This is a genomic window from Prevotella sp. P5-126 (genome assembly GCF_002251185.1).
Lineage (GTDB): Bacteria > Bacteroidota > Bacteroidia > Bacteroidales > Bacteroidaceae > Prevotella.
In genome coordinates, this window is the sequence record NZ_NPIZ01000053.1 from 284,569 (window position 1) to 304,901 (window position 20,333).

Below are 20,333 nucleotides of genomic sequence, written 5' to 3' on the forward strand. Positions count from 1 at the left end.
TATTCTTTATCCTTGCTAAGGGAAGCATCGTGGCATCACCAAGTTTTTTTTGTGGGGGTACGCACGTTCGTGAGGTCCTTAAGGTTCGGCTGACTACTGCTCCGCCCAATCGCCACGGTCGAGGTTGCGGTAGCCTATGGCTTCGGCGATGTACTGTGCCGAGACGCAGGGAGAGGCATCAAGGTCGGCGATGGTGCGGGCAACCTTTAGTATGCGTGAGTATGCGCGGGCTGATAGCGAGAGGCGCTCCATGGCGTTGCTGAGGAGGCGGAACCCAGCCTCGTCAGGATCGGCGTACTTGTGTATCATGCTCTCTGTCATCTGTGCGTTGCAGTGTATGTCCTTGAAGTCCTTGTACCGCTCCTCCTGTATTGCGCGTGCTGCTATGACACGGCGGCGTATCTCGCTGCTCGGCTCGCCCGGCTTCGTCGTGGATATGTCGCTGAACGGTACTGGCTGTATCTCACACTGGATGTCGATACTATCGAAGATTATGTAACCCCGTATCGTTCGATAATTCGACTCTGTGAGAAGTGGAATTATTACCATTGCAGCGATTAAACATATTGTTGATATAGTCATTGCTTCTTGCCTCCACGTTTAGCCTTTTTCTCAATACCTTTGATGCTTTCCAAATAGGCTTGTTCAACAGGTGAGAGAGTCTTCACCTGGAATTTCCGATATTCTGCCAATGCCTTTTCCATTGCTTCTTCATGACTGACAGAACCACCATCCATCAAGAGCTCTTCTCCAATAGACGTAATGTTGTTGTCAAGTTGACGAATGTAATCTTCCATATACATGGGGCGATGTTTCAAAGCTTGGATTTCCGCAAAGTCGAAGTATCCAGAAACGAGGTTGTTCAGAATCTTCAACTCATCAGCAGATAGGTAGTTCTTGGCTATCTTTACATCATTCAGACAAGGTAACTCGCCCTTAAATGTGGTTAAACCCATAAAGGGCTTGTCTGCATCAGCCCGTTCATAAATGACTTCCGCTGACGTATGCCTGTGAGCTGCATAATGGAGCTTGTTTTGCACAATCTTGAAGAACAGGCGTGAGATGTCTGAACGCGGGTCGTAGTCAACAGCCGTCGCATAGAGGTCGAGCACCTGCCGATACAGCACTTTCTCGGAAGAACGAATATCGCGGATACGGTCAAGCAGTTCTTTCCAGTAGCTGCCACCGCCGAGGTTCTTCAAACGTTCATCATCCAGTGCAAAACCTTTTACGATATATTCATGCAGCCGCTCTGTTGCCCATTGGCGGAAGCGGGTAGCAGTAATCGTTCGAACACGATACCCCAAAGAAATAATCATATCAAGGTTATAATACGGAATCTCACGTGCGACTTCTCTATTACCCTCTTGTCGAACCTGTCGGAATTTCCGACAAGTTTCATCTTCCTCTAACTCACCTTCTTCGTAAATGTGTTTGATATGTTCAACAACGTTGGTGCGGGAAGACCTGTAGAGATCTGCCATCTGCTGTTGAGTCAACCAAACAGTATTGTCCGCCAATCTAACATCAAGCCTAACCACGCCGTCTTCCGACTGGTAAATGATTATGTTTCCTTGTTCGTCCATACCTTATATAAATACATTAACTTAACTTTTCTCTGATTATCTTTTTCCATCGATTCAATTGCCTTCTATAGACACCGACAAGGAACAAGTCATCAGTTTTCGGAACAATTATTGATGACAAACTTGTACATCCATTAAATGCACAGAAACTAATATTAGGAAAAATTGTATCAAAATGAATCGTATTGAGTGAAGTGCAATTTCTGAAAGCAACATCATCTATTTTTATCTTTCTTGATGAAATCGAAATTGAAGTGATTTTTTCACATTCACTAAAAGCATAACTACCAATTTTTATTAAACTAGATGGAAATTGTAATCTACGAAGATTTGTACAACCATCGTATCTATTATTAGTTGATTATCAGTATTATACGCTCTAAACGGTAGAAAAGTGGCTATGTGGATTCTGTTTAGATACGAAAAGGTAATATTTAACGTATTTAACTTTTAGTTACACCAAAAACCAATGAAAAGGGATAGGATGAGGTGTTTCTACTGAAACCGCAGTATGAAAAGCAAAGGAGTCATACAGATTTTACTATGGTTCACGCATCTAAAAAATGGTATACATATAACTTTGCAACCGAGTTGCAAAGTTTATTTGCTATCTTTGCAGCCAAATTGAAAATATAATGAAGCAGAAGCTCTACATAACTATTTTGGCTTTGACAACAATTGTTTTGTTGGCATTGTCGTTTATACCGCACCATCATCACGAAAGTGCGGTATGTACCGTTGTGGAGCATTGCAATAGCGACAACGCTGACAATGACAAACATACGTCACATAAGGACGATGGAACAAAGTGCTTCGAACAAGGCAGTTGGGATGTTGTGTCAGTAAAGACTTTACATACAAGTAACATACATTATTTATATCATGCAATAGTATGGGCTTTATCTCGTATTATGGGATGGGTGTCAGAACCAACTAAGACGGTGTTTGACACTCGCATACCTATTATTATAAAGGCGGAACTATTGCGGATAAATGGACTTAGGGCACCTCCTTTTTATCGTTTCTAATAGCGTTGTTTCTTTTAAGGGGGGCAACGTACAGCGACTATACCTATTCATATGGAAGGTATAGTTACAAATCAATCATTTTTATTATGAACTTGCAAGTGCTTCAGTGTTTGGAGCACAGGCATTAGTTATTGCAAAATGTCAATTAAGGAAATTCTGGCGCTTGGCGCACTGGCTTTTCCTCTTTTGTCGTATGCACAAAGCAAAGACAGCTTGACATTCACACAAGATAGCACAGACATGACTTCTATGAAGAGGTCAAGTGTCGTGCCTTATATTATACCAATGTCACTTATGTCGTATGGAACGGCAGAGGCTATTGTTATGAATAAAGGCAGGATGCTGAACTATGCTATCGGACATGAGGTTATAACCCACAAGCCAATAGCCATAGGGATTGATGACTATACACAGTATGTGCCAGCTGTAAGCGTATTGGCATTAAATCTGTGCGGAGTAAAAAGTTGTCATAACCTAAAAGAACAAACGATGCTGTTGGGGTTGTCAAGTTTGCTGACGGCTATATCCGTAAATGGCTTGAAATACACAGTAAGAGAGATGCGTCCTAATGGCTCACGTCGCAATTCTTTTCCATCTGGGCATACAACAGTTGCCTTCATGGGGGCAGAACTCTTGTGGCAAGAATACAAGGACACTTCACCGTGGATAGGTATAGGTGGTTATGTCATAGCTGCAAGTACAGGAGCATTGCGTGTGTATAACAACAAGCATTGGATAGGAGACGTGGCATTTGGAGCAGGATTGGGTATTCTGTGTACGAAATTGGCATACAAGTTATATGAGCCGATTTCACGCAAGATGCACAACAAACAGTCCAAGCGAACAAACACTGTCTATCCATATTATAACGGACAACAAGGAGGACTAGCACTAACTATACAATTATAATTAGAACGATAAAGAAATGTTTCAAAAAATAATTCAATTATCAATCAAGAACAAGGTAACTATAGGTATGTTGACCTTGGTGCTCATTATATGGGGCACATGGTCGTTGTCGCAGTTGCCTTTTGACTCTACACCTGATATTACAAATAATCAAGTACAGGTGATAACCCAAGCTCCATCATTGGGAGCGCAAGAGGTAGAGCAGTTTATAACCACTCCAGTAGAAATGGCTTTGGCCAACATTCCACGTGTGGAAGAACGCAGAAGCATCAGTAGCAGCGGCTTGTCTGTCATTACATTGGTTTTTGATGACGATGCAGATGTATATTGGGCTCGGCAGCAGGTAAGCCAACAACTAAAGGAGGCAGAGGAAGTCATACCACAAGGTAAGGCAACCATAGGTATGGCTCCTGTCACTACTGGTTTGGGAGAAATATTCCATTATACCATTCGTGCAAAGAAGGGATATGAGGACAAATACAGTTTGTCAGATTTACGTACCATCCAAGATTGGATAGTCCGCAAGCAATTGTCAGGAACACCTGGCGTTGCAGAAGTCAGCGGCTGGGGTGGATATGTGAAGCAGTATGAAGTGGCTGTGGATGCCGACCGTCTCAATGCTGTTGGTCTTACAGTTACAGAAGTTTACGATGCCCTTGAAGCAGGCAACGAGAACACAGGCGGAAGCTACATAGAGAAAAATAGTAACCAGTATTTTATCAGAGGCTTGGGACTTGTTTCAACACTCGAAGACATAGAGCGTATCCCTGTCAAGACAGTCAATGGCACGCCTATCTTGATACGTGACATTGCAAAAGTACAATATGGTTATGCCACACGTTATGGTGCAGTTACACGCAATGGCGAGGGTGAAGTGGTGGCAGGTATCTCACTGATGCTGAAAGGTGAGAATTTCCAGCAAGTTATTAAGAACGTAAAAGAGCGTATTGCGCAGATTCAGAAGAGTCTGCCAGAGGGTGTAGTCATAGAACCATTCATAGACCGCACTCAGTTGGTAGACCGTGTTACTGGAACCATCACCCGCAACCTTATCGAGGGTGGCCTCATTGTTGTGTTCATACTCGTTCTGTTCTTGGGTAATTATAGGGCAGGATTGGTGGTGGCATCCGTCATTCCGCTCGCTATGCTGTTTGCTTTTGGTATGATGCGGTTGTTTGGTGTCAGCGGAAACCTCATGAGTTTGGGAGCCATTGATTTTGGCTTGATCGTGGATGGCGCAGTGATTATCGTAGAAGCCGTATGCCACCATATAGGTATCAGTCGTGACAAATACCATGGCTTGCGCTTAACACAAGAGCAGATGGACAAGGAGATATATCATTCCGCTTCCAAGATTCGTAAGAGTGCAGCCTTTGGCGAAATCATTATCATGACGGTATATCTGCCATTGCTTACATTGGCTGGTATAGAAGGAAAGATGTTCCGTCCGATGGCACTTACCATTTTCTTCGCCATCCTTGGAGCGTTTATCCTTTCGCTTACCTACGTACCAATGGCAAGTGCTCTGTTTCTTAGCAAGGAAAGTGTACATAAGACTAATTTGTCAGACCGTCTGATAAACAAGTTACAGAGTTGGTATAAGCCTATCATCACCAAAAGTCTGCAACATAGCAAGGTGCTCATAGCTTCCATGGTGCTGCTGTTCGGCATCAGCCTTTTCGCTTTCACTCGTTTGGGCGGTGAGTTTATCCCGAATCTTGAAGAAGGTGACTTTGCAGCCGAAATCAGCATGGCACAAGGTACATCACTCTCTCAGATGGTGAAGACCTGCACTCAGGCAGAAAAGATATTGAAGTCTAAGTTCCCGGAGGTGAAGCAGGTGGTAACTCGCATCGGTAGTTCAGAGATTCCAACCGACCCAATGCCTATAGAACGAGCAGACATGCTTATAGCCCTCTATCCGAAAGCAGAATGGACATCTGCCAAGACAAAGGACGAACTCATGGAAAAGATGGAAGAAGCCTTGGGAGCTATTCCTGGAATGGAAGCCGAATTGACACAGCCAATCCAAATGCGAAACAACGAACTGATTACAGGTATTAAGCAGGATGTCGCCATCAAGATATACGGCAACGACCTTGATGCTCTGCAAGCATCCGCAAAGCGAGTGGCATCTCTTATCAAGCGTGTTGACGGGGTGTCTGACCCATTTGTCGAGAAAGTACAAGGTTTGCCACAGATTCAAGTAAAGTACAACCGAGATCAGCTGGCTAAATATGGCATTTCGATAAGAACTGCCAACAAGGTGCTTGAAACTGCTTTTGCAGGAAGCCGCTCGGGATATGTGTTTGAGGGCGACAAGCGATTCGACTTGGTGGTGCGTATGGACAAGAAGTTACGTAATGATATAAAAGCTATAGAAAGTCTGTACCTTCCTCTGCCCGATGGTGGAACAATTCCTCTCCAGCAAGTAGCACAGATTACATTGACTGATGCACCTGCACAGGTTACACATGAGGATGGACAGCGAAGGATATTTGTCGGTTTCAATGTAAGAGGACGAGACATACAGACCACAGTAGATGAAATTCAGGAGGTTTTAGACAAGGAACTAAAATTGCCAGCAGGTTATTATTACACTTATGGCGGTCAATTCCAAAATCTTCAAGAGGCAACCGGTCGTTTGATGCTGGCAGTTCCTTTGGCATTGCTCGTCATTTTGGGTTTGCTGTATGCTACGTTGAAGAATATCAGGGAAACCTTGTTCGTATTCTCAGCCATTCCTCTCTCTGCCATTGGTGGTGTGTGGGCTTTATGCCTGCGAGGTATGCCTTTCAGCATTTCCGCAGGTGTAGGTTTCATTGCCCTCTTTGGTGTGGCTGTACTGAACGGTATTGTACTGATAGGACAGTTCAATACTTTTGAGAAAGAAGGCGTGACGGATGTAAAAAAACGAGTGATAGATGGTTGTATGCTCCGTCTTCGTCCTGTCATCATGACCGCATTGGTAGCTTCCTTAGGTTTTATGCCTATGGCCTTGTCAACTGGTGACGGTGCTGAGGTTCAACGACCGTTGGCTACTGTGGTCATCGGCGGATTGGTAACAGCCACGATATTGACACTTGTTGTCTTGCCATCTATTTATAAGACATTCACCAAGAAAAAAGAAACAAACGTATGACAAGAATAAGATTGTTTATATTAGGCGTACTGTCTATGGCATTCGCCTCCATGTACGCACAAAATGAGAGTTGGTCTTTGCAACAATGCATAGACCTCGCTCTTGACAACAGCCTATATATGAGAAATGGGCAAATTGCAGTTGGAAAAGCTAAAGACTTGCAGGGTACAACATTTGATATTGAAAAGACCTCTATAACGCTCAGCCAAGATCCGACATCTGGCGGAAGTCCAGACAATGGCATTTTGATAAGCCAGACCTTTGATTTTCCTACGGTGTATAACGCCCGAAACAAGTTCTTGAAAGCTGAGACTGCCGTTGCGCAAAGTCAGGTGGCAATAGTAGGCAACCAGTTGGTAAGAGATGTAACATCTGCATATTACTCGTGGCTTCATGCACATAGCACTTTGCTCGTGTTGCAAAAGCAAGACAGCGTATATCAGCACTTTCTGCAACTGGCATCGGCTAAGTACAAATCGGGGGAGGCTAACCAGTTGGAACAGATGAATGCACAACGATTGCTGAATGAAAATCGGATAAGTTTGCAAAGAGCAGAGAATGACTGCAAGAAATATTTATTGCAGTTGAAACAGCTCATCAATACCAATACTGACTTCACTCCTCAAAACGAGGGGTTGGCAAAACTACATGACGCGAATCTTGGGGAAACTAATTTCTCAGACACGCCACTTGGACGAAACATGCAAGCACGCCTCATAAGCAATGAACGTAGTGTTTCGCTTGCCAAGCAGGGGTATATGCCAAGCTTCACTCTCGGCTTTACAACACAGGCTGTCATCAAAGGATTCAATCCTTACAATGTTGACAGAAGTAGGTTTTCCAAAGGTAACTTCATGGGATTTGAGGTAGGCATCGGCATACCCCTGTTTTGGAAAAGCAATCGGTCAAAAGTCAAGGCTGCCAAACGTGATGTGGAGTTGGTGCAGAATGAGCGTGCATTGGCAGAACAGCAGCAGAAAACGCTTATGCGTGATGCCACAAATGAGTATATGAGAGCAAAACAAGTTCTTGATTATTACGAAAGACAAGGCAACGCCGAGGCAGCACTCATGGCGAAACTATCTCAGATAAACTACGAGAACGGAGAAATGGGGTATGTGGAATACATACAAAACCAAACTTCGGCTCTTGATGTACAACTTCGTTACATAGATGCTGTCAACGACTATAATCAAGCTATCATCAATATCAATTATCTCAACGGAAATAAACAATGAAAACATTTAATATCATCATCATTGCTGTCATCAGCATATTTCTTGCATCATGCACAAAAGGCAAGCAGGAAGAAGTAAAGGAAAACAAAGTAGAGGAGCAAGGCTATGAAACCATTGAACTTACTCAAGAACAGATAAAGACGGTTGGCATTACGCTCGGCAAGGTTGAGAGTCGCTCTCTCAACAATGTGATACGTGCCAATGGCGAACTTCAGCTCAACCCGCAGGATATGGCAGACGTGACTTCTCTCGTAGGAGGTGTTGTCCGCAAAATTTATGTAACAGAAGGACAGCTGGTGAAAGCAGGTCAAGTGGTTGCACACATAGAGAATACCGAAATCGTAGGATTGCAGAAAGACTATCTCATTGCTGTAAAAGAGACCAATGTAACACATCAGGAGTTGCTACGCCAAAAGACATTGGCTTCACAGAAGGCAGGAGTGGAAAAGACCTTGCAACAGGCATCAGCAGCATACGAGATGGCACTGGCTCGCCAGACAGGGCTTTACAACCAGCTCCGTCAAATTGGCATTAACACCAACCTTGTGAAACAAGGCAGAATCATACGGCAGGTAGCTATCTCTGCTCCAATTTCTGGCATCGTGACGAAGATAAGCATAAAGAGTGGAAGCTATACGGAAAGTTCACAATCATTGATGCAAGTAGCCAACAATGCCGCTGTGTTCTGCAACTTGAATGTTTTTGAGCGCAATATCAATCAAGTTGCTAAAGGGCAGAAAGTAGATTTCGTCATCACCAATAGCCCGAATATTCATTTCAAGGGAACAGTAAGAGAAATTAATCGCTCGATGGATTCTGACACCAAGGCTATATCCGTACGTGTCGGTATTGATACAAAGAACATCACTGAACTTATTCCTGGCATGTATGTGACAGGCATCATCAGTATGGGCAAACAAAATGTGCCAGCCTTGCCTGACGATGCTATTGTAAATGCCAATGGCAAGCAATATGTGTTCGTGCTTGAAAAAAAACACAAAGAAGGCAATGACGTAAAATATCAATTCAAGCAGATGGAAGTCGTTGCAGGTGTAAGCGAATTGGGATATACGCAAATAGATTTCGTCGCTCCTATTAGCAAGAATGCAACTGTTGTCACTTCCAATGCCTTCTACATAGCGTCTATGACGGCAGACCATGGGGAAGAATAAAAGGAAGAAACACAAATGAAATAATATACCTTTATAGTCAAGATGTGAGATAAGCTTTAGATAATCTCACATCTTGATTTTTGCAGAGAGTGTAAAATAAACTGTGTCAGGCTATAATAATAATAGTTTAACACAGTTCTTATAATATGGACAATTTGGAAATAGACTACAAGAAAGCAGCCCAGCAGCTGCGTAGCGGTGAAGCACTCTTTGGTAAAGACGGAGCTTTGGCTCCCATGCTGGAACGTATCCTAAACGCAGCCTTAGAAGGTGAGATGGATGCCCACCTTAATAGTGCAGACCGTAGTTCTGGCAATCGTCGTAACGGCAAGATGAGCAAGACCGTACAGACAAAGTATGGAGAGGTGACAGTAGAAACGCCTCGTGACCGTGACGGCTCCTTCAAACCGGAAACGGTCAAGAAGCGTGAGACCATTCTTGCTGAAGGTATGGCAGATCAAATCATCAACATGTATGCCCTTGGTACAAGCACTCGTGATATAAGCAAGTACTTTGAGCGTGAGTTTAACACAACCCTTTCAGCCGAAACCATCAGCGCTATAACAGATCGTGTCATTCCAGAAATAACAGCATGGAAGTCGCGTATGCTTGACCCCGTGTATGCCATTTGCTGGCTTGATGCCATTCACTACAAGGTGAAGGACGATAAGGGTCGTGCAGTCACTCGTGCAATATACAATGTATTAGGTATAAACAAGTCTGGTCACAAGGATCTTCTTGGTATGTATATATCTGAGAGTGAGGGTGCTAACTTCTGGCTTGATGTTATGACTGACCTTCAAAACCGTGGTGTACGTGATATTCTGATTTGTTGCATAGACGGTCTTAAGGGATTTCCTGACGCAATCCAAAGTGTATTCCCTGAAACCTCCGTTCAGCTATGTGTAGTCCACCAAATCCGCAACTCAATCAAGTATGTAGGAAGCAAGCATCAGAAAGAGTTTCTGAAGGATCTCAAGACCGTATACGGTGCTGTAAGCAAGGATTCTGCATTGGCACAGCTTGACATGGTTGATGAAAAATGGGGCGAGATGTACCCTATAGTAATCAAATCCTGGCGCGACAACTGGGAGCGTCTTACGGAATACTTCCAGTATACTCCTGCCATCCGCAAGCTTATCTACACAACCAATACGGTTGAGGGTTATCACCGTCAGGTGCGCAAGGTAACGAAGAACAAGGGTGTGTTCCCGTCAGACACCGCACTTGAAAAACTTGTGTATCTTGCCTATCGAGACATTAGTGGGAAATGGACTATGCCCCTGTCTAATTGGGCACTGATATCACAACAACTTGCTATAAAATTTGGAGATAGGTTCAAGATTATGTAACTTTGCCTGTGAAAGGCTCCTCTTATTTGTATGCAGATATGAAATCTGCACACAAATAAGAGGGAAAGAATAAAAAATCAGAGCCGTGACACAGTTCTGTTTACACTACCTTTTTACAACCTTTTATACAATACTTATCTTCGTGATGAACGATAGGGCTTATTATTAATTGCTCCCAATCCTATCTTCTGTGTTCCATCCCAATTCGTCAGTTGGTCGGCACAACCATTGGAGCCACCAAGCGAAACGTATGTGTCTGCACTGCATGACATGTGGTCAACAAAAGCGAGGAAGTTGTCAATAGCTTTGTCTGTGAATTGAACTTCATTTGTGGCGAAGAGTTTTGTCCAACTGGTGACACATTCCTGCTTGAAGTCTGTAAAACCATGCCAAGACATATCAGACAAGAACCTTTTTGTTGCCGATTCTATACAGGCTTTAGAGTCCAATCCAATATTATGCTTTACAGCAGATGCCATAATGCCATAGTATATGGAAGCCGATTCTTTCTCGTTGAAGTTGACTCTATCTGTCTTGGCAAAGGAAGATAGAGCTTCATGTCCCTCATGGATGAACTTGTCAAGCACTCCTATGTATCTATTTTGCCGAGCCATGCTTTCACGTTTAGCTTCGGCTTCTTGCCGAGCCTTTTCTTTTGCACCTTCCTCCTTTCGTGCTTCCACTCGTCTCCATGCATCAGTCATTTCTGGCTCTTGCCAAATGGCATTCCAACGAGCCTTCAAATCATTGTACATTTCCATAAGTGTGGTATTATAACTTTTGGCACTGGCGAGTTCTTCCTTCGCATAGACAAGTTGAGTAGTCACTCGCTCCACAGCCTTCTCGTCAAGTTGAGAGATGCGTTGTTTGACTTTGTTGTTTTCTGCCTTTAGCGCATCATTCTCGGCACGAAGTGACTTGTTCTCCTCTATCTGCTTATTGAGATTCTGCATATAGTAAGTGTATGTCTTGTTGACAGACTTGCGTACACCTTCATTCTGTTTGTCACGTTCTGCATTGATGGCTACGACAAGAGCTTTGATAGCTGCGTTGATGTTGTTTACACGCTCCTCACGCCATGCCTTTTGTCCGATAAGAGTAGGAATAGGGATGGCAAGTTCTTTCTTTACGGCATTCATCGCTTCTTGAACAGGAACCTTTATGTTGAGAAAAGGAATGGTCAGCTCCTTCTTGTCGATTGTGGCAAGCACAGCATATTTCTCCACTTTGTCAAGAGCAACTTTCGCCTGACGTTCCGCCTCAAGTACCACCTTGTTTTTGTGCTTGCGTCCCCGTTTCTCTTCCTCTGAAAGTTCATCATAGGAGAAACCTCTTGCCAAGCCATACTTATGACCTACCTTGTTGTAATAGTCGGTATGAAGTTGTGATAAATACTGTGACTTATCCTTTGCTCGCTCTCCCCACACTTTGGCATAAGAGACCCTTTCAACAACACCCTTTGCAACTTCCGATTTTGTGAAGTTGTCACGTTCTTCTTTTGGAAGTGCTCTCCATTCCTTTGTAGAGAGAACCTTTTCTGGATTATCCTTGTGGATATACTTGCTTCCGACGCGCCCACGTTGTTTTACTTGTTCAACAGGCACGGTCTGCACATGGGCATGGATGCTTGTCTCATCACAATGCACATCAAAGCTGATGACATTCTCTTCTCCCCATTTCTCACATGCAAAGCGGTAGGTGTCCAATGCCCAGTCATAGATGCCTTTTTGTAATGTCACCTTGCTGTGGTCAGCATTTGGATCTGACGTGTTGAGTTTCTTTTCACCAAAGGCAAGCCTGTTAAGCACATCATGGTCACCACTGAAGATGATGCCGACAGTGCAGTTCGGACTGTTCCTTGAAACTTGGTCGGGACGCTTGGCATCCATATATGGCTTGAAGCCAAGTTCATCAAGTCTGTGCTGCAAGCGTTCATGCAACGGCACAGACTGGGAACCAAGAGGCACAATCTTTCCACCCTTGACTATCTCAAAGTTGAGTCTCTTGCGTGAGTAGTTATAATGGTTGTTCTTGTCTATGTCTGCGTTTTTTAGTTGGTAACGCTTCTCGTCCCAACCTCTGCGTTCCGCCTCGTTGCCCACTTGGGAAGAGAACGATTTCTTGTCTGTGCCTACATGGATGGCGGCACGTGGTATGTTTCTTTCCATAAGAATCTTGTTTGAGTTTGTAACATTGTTATAGTATGACTGGTGACAGGTCTCGGGCGGAGCTTGAGCATAATAGAAGGACTTTTTAAGTGAACAGCGTCAGCAGGTGAATCTAAAAGTCCCTATTATGTTTAGGACTTTTGTGAAAGTCCGTCACGCAAGCGTGCTCGCAGATCCTTACCCACTCTGCTATGACTCTTCCACCAACACCAATCCAAGACAGTCTATCAGATGCTGGAGTGGCGGATGTTGCTTTATCAGCCTTTGTAGCGCCATCTGCGGTGTTTCCGTCATCAATAGGAAGTCGGCAATGTCAAGACCATTGACCTTTTGTTCATCGGTGGCATTGTCTTCCAAGATATTGCTGACAAGAACTTGTTTGCATATTGATTGCAGCAAAGGAAGTTTGCTTTTCCACTTATCCGTTGCCCCAAGGTCTGGAACCAAAACAACCTCCCGACCGCTTAGGACTTCGACTGCATCTTTATTGAAACATCCGTTCATGCCTCCAGTAGCCAACCATACGAAATCAGACATGAAGTGGGTGGCAATGATGGCTGTCTTTTCGCTCTCCACGATGGCTACAGTCTTGGTCGTGGTTTTATCTGTCAACAGATGTTCGCCAAAGAAGCACTGCCGAAGTGTAAAGTCTGGCAGTTTCAGTTCCGAGTGTACCCAAGTCACCAGGCTGTGGGGTTCCTTGATGCGGTGTCCTGTCTTGTCATCATACTTCATTATCTTGCCAGTGCGCACATTCCCATTGACATCTATCTGCCAAAAGATAGTTGAACCGCCCCATTTCTTTGAAGTGCCGACCTTGTACAAGGCAAACAGCCGTTCTGTCTCCTCCTTGTCAAAGACCATTGAAATGTATCGGTACAAAGGATTGACAGAATAGCCATGCAGTGTTTGCTCCATCAACTTATTCTCAATGAAAGTTGGAAGAGGTTTCTCTTTCCTACACTCTTTGATTGGTGTTTTATATCTCCAATCATCATTGCAGTTGGCATCGGGATTGTCCTTGAAATAATCAGATGGAGAATAATGGTAGCCACAACTCTGTTCATGGTCACAACGCCCCACATTGTCAGGAAATACAATCTGTCCTTCCTCGTCAATATATCTTGCAAAGCAACGCTTACGCCTACATTGAGGGCAAGCATATCGGTTGCCCAGCTTGTATTTCTGTAGATGGAATCTATACTCACTCATAAGGCACTGCACTTGTTGCACCTTGCACTTTCTGCACTTTTGCACTTGTTTGGCACAAAATGCAGCTTCTTTTGTGCAAGAGTGCAAGAAGTGCAAAGTGCAAACGGTGCAAGGTGGTGGTTCTACTTCTGTACTTTCTCATAATTGCCTTGCTTGTCTTTGATGATAAAGTTTTTCTGACAGAAGTCTTTGAGCATATACATGACAGTACGTCTTGCAAAACCGAAATCCGCTCCAGCCTTTACTGCTTCAGCAGTTACGAACTTGTTTCCCAACGAGTCAAGTACCTGTTTCTTCACAGGGTCGGTAGCCTCGGTTGAAACGAGGTCATCCATCCTTTTGTATGACTTCTCAAAGTAATCGCTCATCCGTATGGCTGCATTCACGGACTCCGCATCAACAAAATCCTTGTGAGACTCATCACAAGCCCATCGGAACAGTTGGAATATCAAGGCAAGCCGAGCCGTGTTCAAAGGAACTTTTGCAGCACGTGAGTCTATCATTTTTTCATCCGTAATGGCATTCTGCCGTTCTATGTCCTTATTCTGCCAATCATAGAATATGTCAATGGCTTCATCAGAGAAGTCAAGAACATTGAAGATGTCTTCCGTAAAAGGAAGAGCCACAGCCTTGTCTATGATTTCTTTCCATACACGGAATGGTCTTTCAATGATTGCAGCATCTTGTTTTGGAACCTTAACCCAAGGAGCAATCTTTAAACCTTTTGGGCATGTAATCAGAAAACGGTCAAGAAAACCATTCTTCTTGAATCCCATATCATAAAGTTCATGCACAATACCAGTCTGGATAGTTCCTACAATCTGTATGCAAGGATAATCAATGCGTAAAGGGCAATCAAGATTACAACGAGAAACATCTACAGGCAAGCCATTGTGAGCCGACAGCATCTGTTGTACAAAAGAACTGTTGTTGTATCGGTTGATGGTGTTGAACAGCCCCATTATCTCATCCACCACAACTGCCACACCTCTGAGGTTGGCATCGTGATTACGCATCAGAATCTCTGGTGTGAAGTCATTCATGATATTCTTATGCAGGACTGGTACAGGAGGTAACGATTCCCATTCCGTCCGTTTTTTGCCCTTGTTTCTCTCCACAATGGCTGCATACTCATTCTTTAGAGCCTTGAACTTATGGTGCTCCTCAGTATCAATGTCGTGCAACGGTTTGTAGGCAAAGTTCAATGGTGGAGTCTTGCCGACTCCTGGTCTGCCAACAAGAATGACATATAGAATAGGTGAAGTAATCCAATTGCCTTTAATCCGGATATAGCAGGAGTTGCCGACGGCTGCTGCCATAGCGGATATTAGGGAAGTGACAGTGAACTCAATGGAATAGTTTTCCGTCCTTGCCAAATCAAGAATCATCTGCTGCATCTTCTGGGGGAATATGTCAAGCGGAATGCCAGAAGTGGCTACGCCCGAAGCCTCCGAGCGTAGCTTGTTACAAATTTCAAGCGCATCCATTACATTACCAGTTTAAGGGTTTGGGCTTGCGCTTGTTTCCTGCAAGAATGGCAGCGTTCTCCTCTTCTGCTGTGAGAGGTACAGGATTCTTGCGGTTTGTCTCCAGCCATTTGTCAAGTTCGTCTTGATAAAGGCAATAACGCTTGCCTGGCTTTGTGGCAGGAATGCTGCCGTTGCCAAGTTTCATGTAGAGAGTTGCCATCGGCATTTTCAGGTATGCCGATGCTTCCTCCACACTCATAGGTATGTGCGTGTTCGCCTTGTGTGGCTTGTTCTGTGATTGCAGACCGATGATCATCTGCTTCATGCCCACCACTTCATCCCGAAGCTGGGCAACGACCATTGGAAGGTCGTTGAAAGTTAATTCCTTTGTCATATACAAGTTGTTCTAAAAAACTGGGACAAAGGAACAGAATGATGCTTCCGTTACTGAGGTTCGTGACAGTCATTTGTCATTCACGAAGGAATAACTCTAACAATAGGGATTATTCGGGAGTTTCCTCTGATATATCATGAAACTCATATCCTCCATTGCCAGGCTCATCAATCGGAATGACATCATTAGAACATGGTGCTTTCAGGTTCTTCAATGTGCTGTAGTCCAAGCCTTCAAACGGCTTTGGAAATAAAGCCCTGACAAAGGCTATTCGCATTGCCATTGTGTAATCACGTTTACCCAAACGTTCTGCGATATTCCACACGAAGTGCCTTAAAGGAATATTCTCAACCATCTCCTTGAAACGGTTTATTGCTATCGGGGTATAGTTGGTGTCGTTGCTCCATTCCTTGACAGCCTCAATTACCTTGTGCAAATCTTCCTCATACAGAAACCTTGACATGGTACGATGCACATAGTCAAGTACGGCTCTCGTTCGTTTTTCCTTTATCTCCTGTGCTTCTTTTTCTTGTGCCTCTACACACTTGGCATAGTCCTCATGACTGTATTGTGCTGACTCTGTTTGTGGTAATGTTTGCTTTGGCTGTTCTTGTTCTGTTGCTGGCTCTGCTTCTACAACGTTTTTCTTTGTCTTGCTGTTGCTACCAATGGTCATCAGTTCATAGGGATAATTCACCATAGAAATGAATATCGCCCAAAGCAGGATGTTGCTCCCTACAAAGATGATTGACTCGACAAACAGACTTTGGTGAAAGTCATTGCCTACATACATAGCCACGACAAGAGAGATGGCGAGAATTGCAGTACCAACAAAAGCGTAGATGGTACAATCTGAAGTTGTCTTGGTTTCTATCATTATTGTATTCGTTTTATTGTTATTCGTTCAAAAACTTCCACAAAGTTAGATGCAGAAGCATGTAAAAACAGCATTTACGTTCTCTGGCACTCTTTCTTTTACGCTTTATTAGCGTTCTAATATGATTTCATACTCTGAATCATACTTGAAACAGCTCGTTAGTGCCAGTTGCCGCTAATTGCTGACTACAAAGGTAAGGATGAAGAAAAGGGATATTTGCAGTTCCTCTTTAATATCAACAGAAATTGGAATGTATTTGTCGAATTGGTTCTATCCACGACAGCAAATAGAACCAACAAAATGAGAAAAGGACTATTGGAACACTATCATTCCAACAGTCCTTTTCTGCGTGTTATTGTCAAATGGTTACTTCTTCAAGGTGATACAGCCAACCGAAGCACGCTTCTGGGCATCGGAAATCTTGGCATACACCTCTGTTGTTGCCACATTCTTGTGACCGAGATAACGCTGCACAACCGCAATACTTGTTCCTGCGTCCAACTGGAGACAGGCAAAGCTGTGGCGTGAGCAATGATAGGATATATGCTTGGTGATTCCTGCTTCTCTCAGCCAGTTCTTCAATGGTGCCTGTGTCATGGAGTCTTTGAAATCGGGGAACACCTTACCTCGTTTATCTGGTGAATAGCCTATCAGTTCCAAGGCTTCCTCACTGATTGGGTTATGCACGATGTCCTTTGTCTTCTGCATTCGTGTAGTGACATACATCACACCATCGCTGCCGTATGGCTGTATTTCTTCCCAAGTGAGCTTCTTGATGTCGCTCTTTCGCAATGCCGTTAGACAAGAGAACAGGAAGGCTCGCTTCAATGCAGGGGTAGAGCATGGAGTGGATGCCAAGCGGATAACCTCGTCTTGTGAAAGATGCTCCTTGTCAGTCGGGATTGTCTCGATACGCTCCAAGAAACCGTTCGGGTTCTCCTTTATCTTGCGATCACGATAGGCAGTGTGGATTGAAGCACGGAAAGTTGACCAGTAGTTGGCTGCTGAGTTGATATGTAGTTTTCTGTTCTTATGCAGTCCCTGTGGTGCTGTCAGCAGATACTCACGAAATCTGTTGCACAAGTCCACGTTTATCTCACCGAAGGTACACTTGCCTTGCGTGAAGGTACGAAAGTGCATATAGACGTGCTGCCACTTGGAGTTCTTCTTGTCTGCCAGTTTCTTGAAGTAGGCGAGGAAATCTCCTTTCATCTTCTCCTTGTCGAAGAAATCATAACGCTCGTTGACGATAGCCTCAAAGCGACGGCAGCGTATCGCCTCGGCTCTTGCCGTAAGGTTGAGGTTGTACTTCTGTTCCGTCTGGTTCTTCGGCTTGGCATAGATGTAGATGCCAAGCGACTCATGGCGGATGACTTTCATCGTGCTCTCGTCACGATAGCCTGGATAATAGTCAAGATAATAGGACAGCATGCGTCCGTCCTTGATTTTGCGTGTACGCAATGATACGGTCTTGCAAATGTTGCTCATAACTGATATGTATTATTGATGATTATTCATGGTGAAGTGTCTCTTCACGGCTGCAAAATAACTGAATGATACTTCCGTGACTCCAATTATTTGCAGTCATTGATGGATAATGCTGAAATCATTTGAAATCACAGTCCTTTTGCTGCTCTTTCCGCCATTGCTCGCTCCACATCCGTCTTCAAAAGCAAGTTCTTTACACCCACTTTTACCTTGCTAATATGGTGAACTCTCACAATATGGCAGATATTGGCACTTGTCAGACCATACAACAGCTGCACTTGTTCGGTGGTATAATAGTTGTCATCGCTCATGAGGTCAGTCCTGCGCAGTTCTTCAAGATGTTCCTTGGAATAATAGGTGCGACCATACTCACGTTTGGTGGGTATCTTATGACGATATGCATATGCCCTGAGTGCCGACTTGCTCATACTGAAAGCATCCTCTACATCATCAGCAGTCACCCATTCCGTGATGCTGTTGATGTCAACGGCAGTACCGAAGAACTCATCAATATGCCGTTTGCTGTAATAGTTCTTGCCAGCGATACGGCACATCGGTATCTGGTTGCGCTTGGCGGAGGTGTAGAGCCAAGACTTCTTGACCTTATAAATGGACATCACTTCCTCACCAGAATAATAGTCAAGCACCTCATTCTCCTCTTTCCCTTTTGTCGGTTCCTGCTTTCGTATTTGCTTTTCTGCTTTTGCCTTTTTATTGGGTTTGCTCTTGCTGGCAGGAATCACACGCTTGTAGGGATTACCCTCAAACATCTTCTCTATATCAGCCTTTCTTACGAATGCCATTCTGCTGCTCAATCTTGATGCCTTCAACTTTCCGTTAGCCACAAGTTTGTAGATATACTGTCGGGTGCATCCCATCAGAATGGCAGCTTTGGAGAAGGTAAGATACTCCTGATGTTGCAGATCCATGATTGGCTCAATACCGTTAATCAATTCCTGCTGTCTTTTCTTCCTAAGACGTTTTGCCTCTGCCTGACATTCCTCGGAACAGTATTTCTGCATACCGCTTCTTGGCACGAATGTCTTGCCACAAAATTCACATTTTCTTGTCGGTCTCATACTCTATGATATTGCTATGTTCTACATACTTTGAGTATTCCACCTATGGAGTAAACGGAAGTGAACCATTGACAACCTTTGTCAACCCAATCCACGATATAACGCTTTTTGCCTATCAGCTTCAAATCTGTCCTTCATCGTAACCACTCGTAAACCCTTGTCAACTACGTTCACAATATGACAAAATAAAAGCTCCGCAAATTCTCCACGGTAGAAATACGCTGCAAAAATATGTGGAAAATCGGGAACTGCCAAAAAGCACTCAGAAAGTATTAAAAAACAAAGAGTGTTGAAAATCAATACTTTATGGTTAGTTAGTCATAGTAAGTTATGGTTAGTTATAAGGCTCTAAATACAATATCTAAAAGCGTCTATTTCTATCGTTTTCACCCCTTGTGGAATTACAATCTCAATAAGATTTGTACAATTTTTAAATGCACTGTGCCCTATCACTTCAATGGAAGATGGTATTTTTGTCTTGTTGCAACCTGCAATTACTACATTACCCTTCCTTTCAATGACACAATTACTATCTTCGCTTTTATATATTTTATTGTTGGGATCAACTATTATCGATTCCAAACTAGTGCATCCTTCTATAATTCCGTTCCCTATTGTATTTACGCAAGAAGGCAATTCTAACGACAATAAACTTTTACAAAAACTAAAAGCGCCCTCTTCAATACAATCAATACTCTGGGGGATGTTAACCGAGTTGAGGCTCCAACAACTTTTAAATGCATCTTTCCCTATTTTATGCAAATTATTGGGCAAATTAATACTTTTTAAGGAGGTACATCCATAAAAGGTGTCTTGCCTTATTATTGTTATATCATTTGGAATTGATATATATTCAAAAGGACAACCACCGAATATGTAATGTGCTGATAATCTGACAATTGTGTTTTATACGATAGAAAAGTGGCTTTGAGGATTAATGAACACCTCAAAGCCACGAAAGTTTAACGTATTTAACATTCTTAAACTTGTCGCGAATTAAACTGGCTACAGTAATTATCTTCCTTCGCCTTTCTATTTAATCCCATTATATAAATAGACATTCCATTACACTAGTGTCCACTAAAAACGATTAACAATCGTTGTAAGTGGTTGATATGCGACAAAATACGAGCAAAAAATGACTCTATGGGTTAGAAATGACTATCTTTGCAGAAAATTACAATCTGTAAGTTAGTTTAGACTCATGAATAGAATTATC

14 protein-coding genes and 2 pseudogenes are annotated in these 20,333 nt (G+C 43.4%); 5 read left to right on the top strand and 11 right to left on the bottom strand.

Features of this window, described 5'->3' with window-relative positions; genetic code table 11:
* Positions 1 to 93: 93 nt before the first annotated feature.
* The 3 genes and pseudogenes from CIK90_RS06140 to CIK90_RS14635 all read right to left on the bottom strand — a co-directional run.
* A pseudogene (locus tag CIK90_RS06140) lies at positions 94 to 492 on the bottom strand (magnesium chelatase); the annotation flags it as partial.
* Between the two features lie 86 nt (positions 493 to 578).
* A complete protein-coding gene (locus tag CIK90_RS06145; RefSeq protein WP_094464594.1) occupies positions 579 to 1,586 on the bottom strand; it encodes a virulence RhuM family protein in 1,008 nt (335 codons plus the stop codon).
* A gap of 16 nt (positions 1,587 to 1,602) precedes the next feature.
* A pseudogene (locus tag CIK90_RS14635) lies at positions 1,603 to 1,923 on the bottom strand (leucine-rich repeat domain-containing protein); the annotation flags it as partial.
* A gap of 829 nt (positions 1,924 to 2,752) precedes the next feature.
* Here CIK90_RS14635 and CIK90_RS06160 point away from each other — a divergent pair.
* The 5 genes from CIK90_RS06160 to CIK90_RS06180 all read left to right on the top strand — a co-directional run bounded on the left by CIK90_RS06160 (position 2,753) and on the right by CIK90_RS06180 (position 10,427).
* On the top strand, positions 2,753 to 3,523 hold the full coding sequence (locus tag CIK90_RS06160) for a phosphatase PAP2 family protein (protein WP_044074736.1): 771 nt from the start codon (positions 2,753 to 2,755) through the stop codon (positions 3,521 to 3,523).
* 16 nt (positions 3,524 to 3,539) lie between these two features.
* A complete protein-coding gene (locus CIK90_RS06165) occupies positions 3,540 to 6,665 on the top strand; it encodes an efflux RND transporter permease subunit (RefSeq protein ID WP_094464596.1) in 3,126 nt (1,041 codons plus the stop codon).
* Positions 6,662 to 7,903 carry a TolC family protein gene (locus CIK90_RS14310; protein WP_082030915.1) on the top strand — a complete coding sequence of 414 codons (1,242 nt, stop codon included), beginning with the start codon at positions 6,662 to 6,664 and terminating at the stop codon, positions 7,901 to 7,903. The genes CIK90_RS06165 and CIK90_RS14310 overlap by 4 nt, the downstream gene beginning before the upstream one ends.
* Positions 7,900 to 9,075 (top strand): efflux RND transporter periplasmic adaptor subunit, encoded by a 1,176-nt coding sequence (locus CIK90_RS06175; RefSeq protein ID WP_044074738.1) that lies wholly within the window; start codon positions 7,900 to 7,902, stop codon positions 9,073 to 9,075. The genes CIK90_RS14310 and CIK90_RS06175 overlap by 4 nt, the downstream gene beginning before the upstream one ends.
* Before the next feature lie 146 nt (positions 9,076 to 9,221).
* Positions 9,222 to 10,427: an IS256 family transposase gene (locus CIK90_RS06180; protein ID WP_044080126.1), complete on the top strand. Its 1,206-nt coding sequence runs from the start codon at positions 9,222 to 9,224 to the stop codon at positions 10,425 to 10,427.
* Between the two features lie 134 nt (positions 10,428 to 10,561).
* On the opposite strand, the gene mobV is transcribed toward CIK90_RS06180, so the two are convergent.
* The 8 genes from mobV to CIK90_RS14640 all read right to left on the bottom strand — a co-directional run bounded on the left by mobV (position 10,562) and on the right by CIK90_RS14640 (position 20,014).
* Positions 10,562 to 12,595 carry a MobV family relaxase gene (mobV, locus tag CIK90_RS06185; RefSeq protein ID WP_044080125.1) on the bottom strand — a complete coding sequence of 678 codons (2,034 nt, stop codon included), beginning with the start codon at positions 12,593 to 12,595 and terminating at the stop codon, positions 10,562 to 10,564.
* Positions 12,596 to 12,784: 189 nt separating this feature from the next.
* Entirely contained in the window at positions 12,785 to 13,807 is a 1,023-nt protein-coding gene (locus CIK90_RS06190) for a DUF6371 domain-containing protein (RefSeq protein ID WP_044074740.1), read from the bottom strand.
* A 122-nt stretch (positions 13,808 to 13,929) separates the two neighbouring features.
* A complete protein-coding gene (locus CIK90_RS06195; RefSeq protein ID WP_044074741.1) occupies positions 13,930 to 15,294 on the bottom strand; it encodes a DUF3987 domain-containing protein in 1,365 nt (454 codons plus the stop codon).
* 4 nt (positions 15,295 to 15,298) lie between these two features.
* Positions 15,299 to 15,670, bottom strand: coding sequence for a helix-turn-helix domain-containing protein (locus CIK90_RS06200; protein WP_044074742.1), 372 nt, complete (start codon positions 15,668 to 15,670; stop codon positions 15,299 to 15,301).
* Positions 15,671 to 15,779: 109 nt separating this feature from the next.
* Entirely contained in the window at positions 15,780 to 16,547 is a 768-nt protein-coding gene (locus tag CIK90_RS06205; protein ID WP_044080124.1) for a hypothetical protein, read from the bottom strand.
* A gap of 366 nt (positions 16,548 to 16,913) precedes the next feature.
* Entirely contained in the window at positions 16,914 to 18,035 is a 1,122-nt protein-coding gene (locus CIK90_RS06210; protein ID WP_044074744.1) for a site-specific integrase, read from the bottom strand.
* 128 nt (positions 18,036 to 18,163) lie between these two features.
* Complete coding sequence (locus CIK90_RS06215; RefSeq protein WP_044074745.1) at positions 18,164 to 19,114, bottom strand: helix-turn-helix domain-containing protein; 951 nt, start codon at positions 19,112 to 19,114, stop codon at positions 18,164 to 18,166.
* Between the two features lie 348 nt (positions 19,115 to 19,462).
* A complete protein-coding gene (locus tag CIK90_RS14640) occupies positions 19,463 to 20,014 on the bottom strand; it encodes a leucine-rich repeat domain-containing protein (RefSeq protein WP_371595948.1) in 552 nt (183 codons plus the stop codon).
* Positions 20,015 to 20,333 lie beyond the last annotated feature (319 nt).

Bases quoted from the DNA above. Each gene is read 5' to 3' on its own strand.
- CIK90_RS06145 (WP_094464594.1), bottom strand. From the start codon at position 1,586: ATGGACGAACAAGGAAACATAATCATTTACCAGTCGGAAGACGGCGTG.
- CIK90_RS06160 (WP_044074736.1), top strand. From the start codon at position 2,753: ATGTCAATTAAGGAAATTCTGGCGCTTGGCGCACTGGCTTTTCCTCTT.
- CIK90_RS06165 (WP_094464596.1), top strand. From the start codon at position 3,540: ATGTTTCAAAAAATAATTCAATTATCAATCAAGAACAAGGTAACTATA.
- CIK90_RS14310 (WP_082030915.1), top strand. From the start codon at position 6,662: ATGACAAGAATAAGATTGTTTATATTAGGCGTACTGTCTATGGCATTC.
- CIK90_RS06175 (WP_044074738.1), top strand. From the start codon at position 7,900: ATGAAAACATTTAATATCATCATCATTGCTGTCATCAGCATATTTCTT.
- CIK90_RS06180 (WP_044080126.1), top strand. From the start codon at position 9,222: ATGGACAATTTGGAAATAGACTACAAGAAAGCAGCCCAGCAGCTGCGT.
- mobV (WP_044080125.1), bottom strand. From the start codon at position 12,595: ATGGAAAGAAACATACCACGTGCCGCCATCCATGTAGGCACAGACAAG.
- CIK90_RS06190 (WP_044074740.1), bottom strand. From the start codon at position 13,807: ATGAGTGAGTATAGATTCCATCTACAGAAATACAAGCTGGGCAACCGA.
- CIK90_RS06195 (WP_044074741.1), bottom strand. From the start codon at position 15,294: ATGGATGCGCTTGAAATTTGTAACAAGCTACGCTCGGAGGCTTCGGGC.
- CIK90_RS06200 (WP_044074742.1), bottom strand. From the start codon at position 15,670: ATGACAAAGGAATTAACTTTCAACGACCTTCCAATGGTCGTTGCCCAG.
- CIK90_RS06205 (WP_044080124.1), bottom strand. From the start codon at position 16,547: ATGATAGAAACCAAGACAACTTCAGATTGTACCATCTACGCTTTTGTT.
- CIK90_RS06210 (WP_044074744.1), bottom strand. From the start codon at position 18,035: ATGAGCAACATTTGCAAGACCGTATCATTGCGTACACGCAAAATCAAG.
- CIK90_RS06215 (WP_044074745.1), bottom strand. From the start codon at position 19,114: ATGAGACCGACAAGAAAATGTGAATTTTGTGGCAAGACATTCGTGCCA.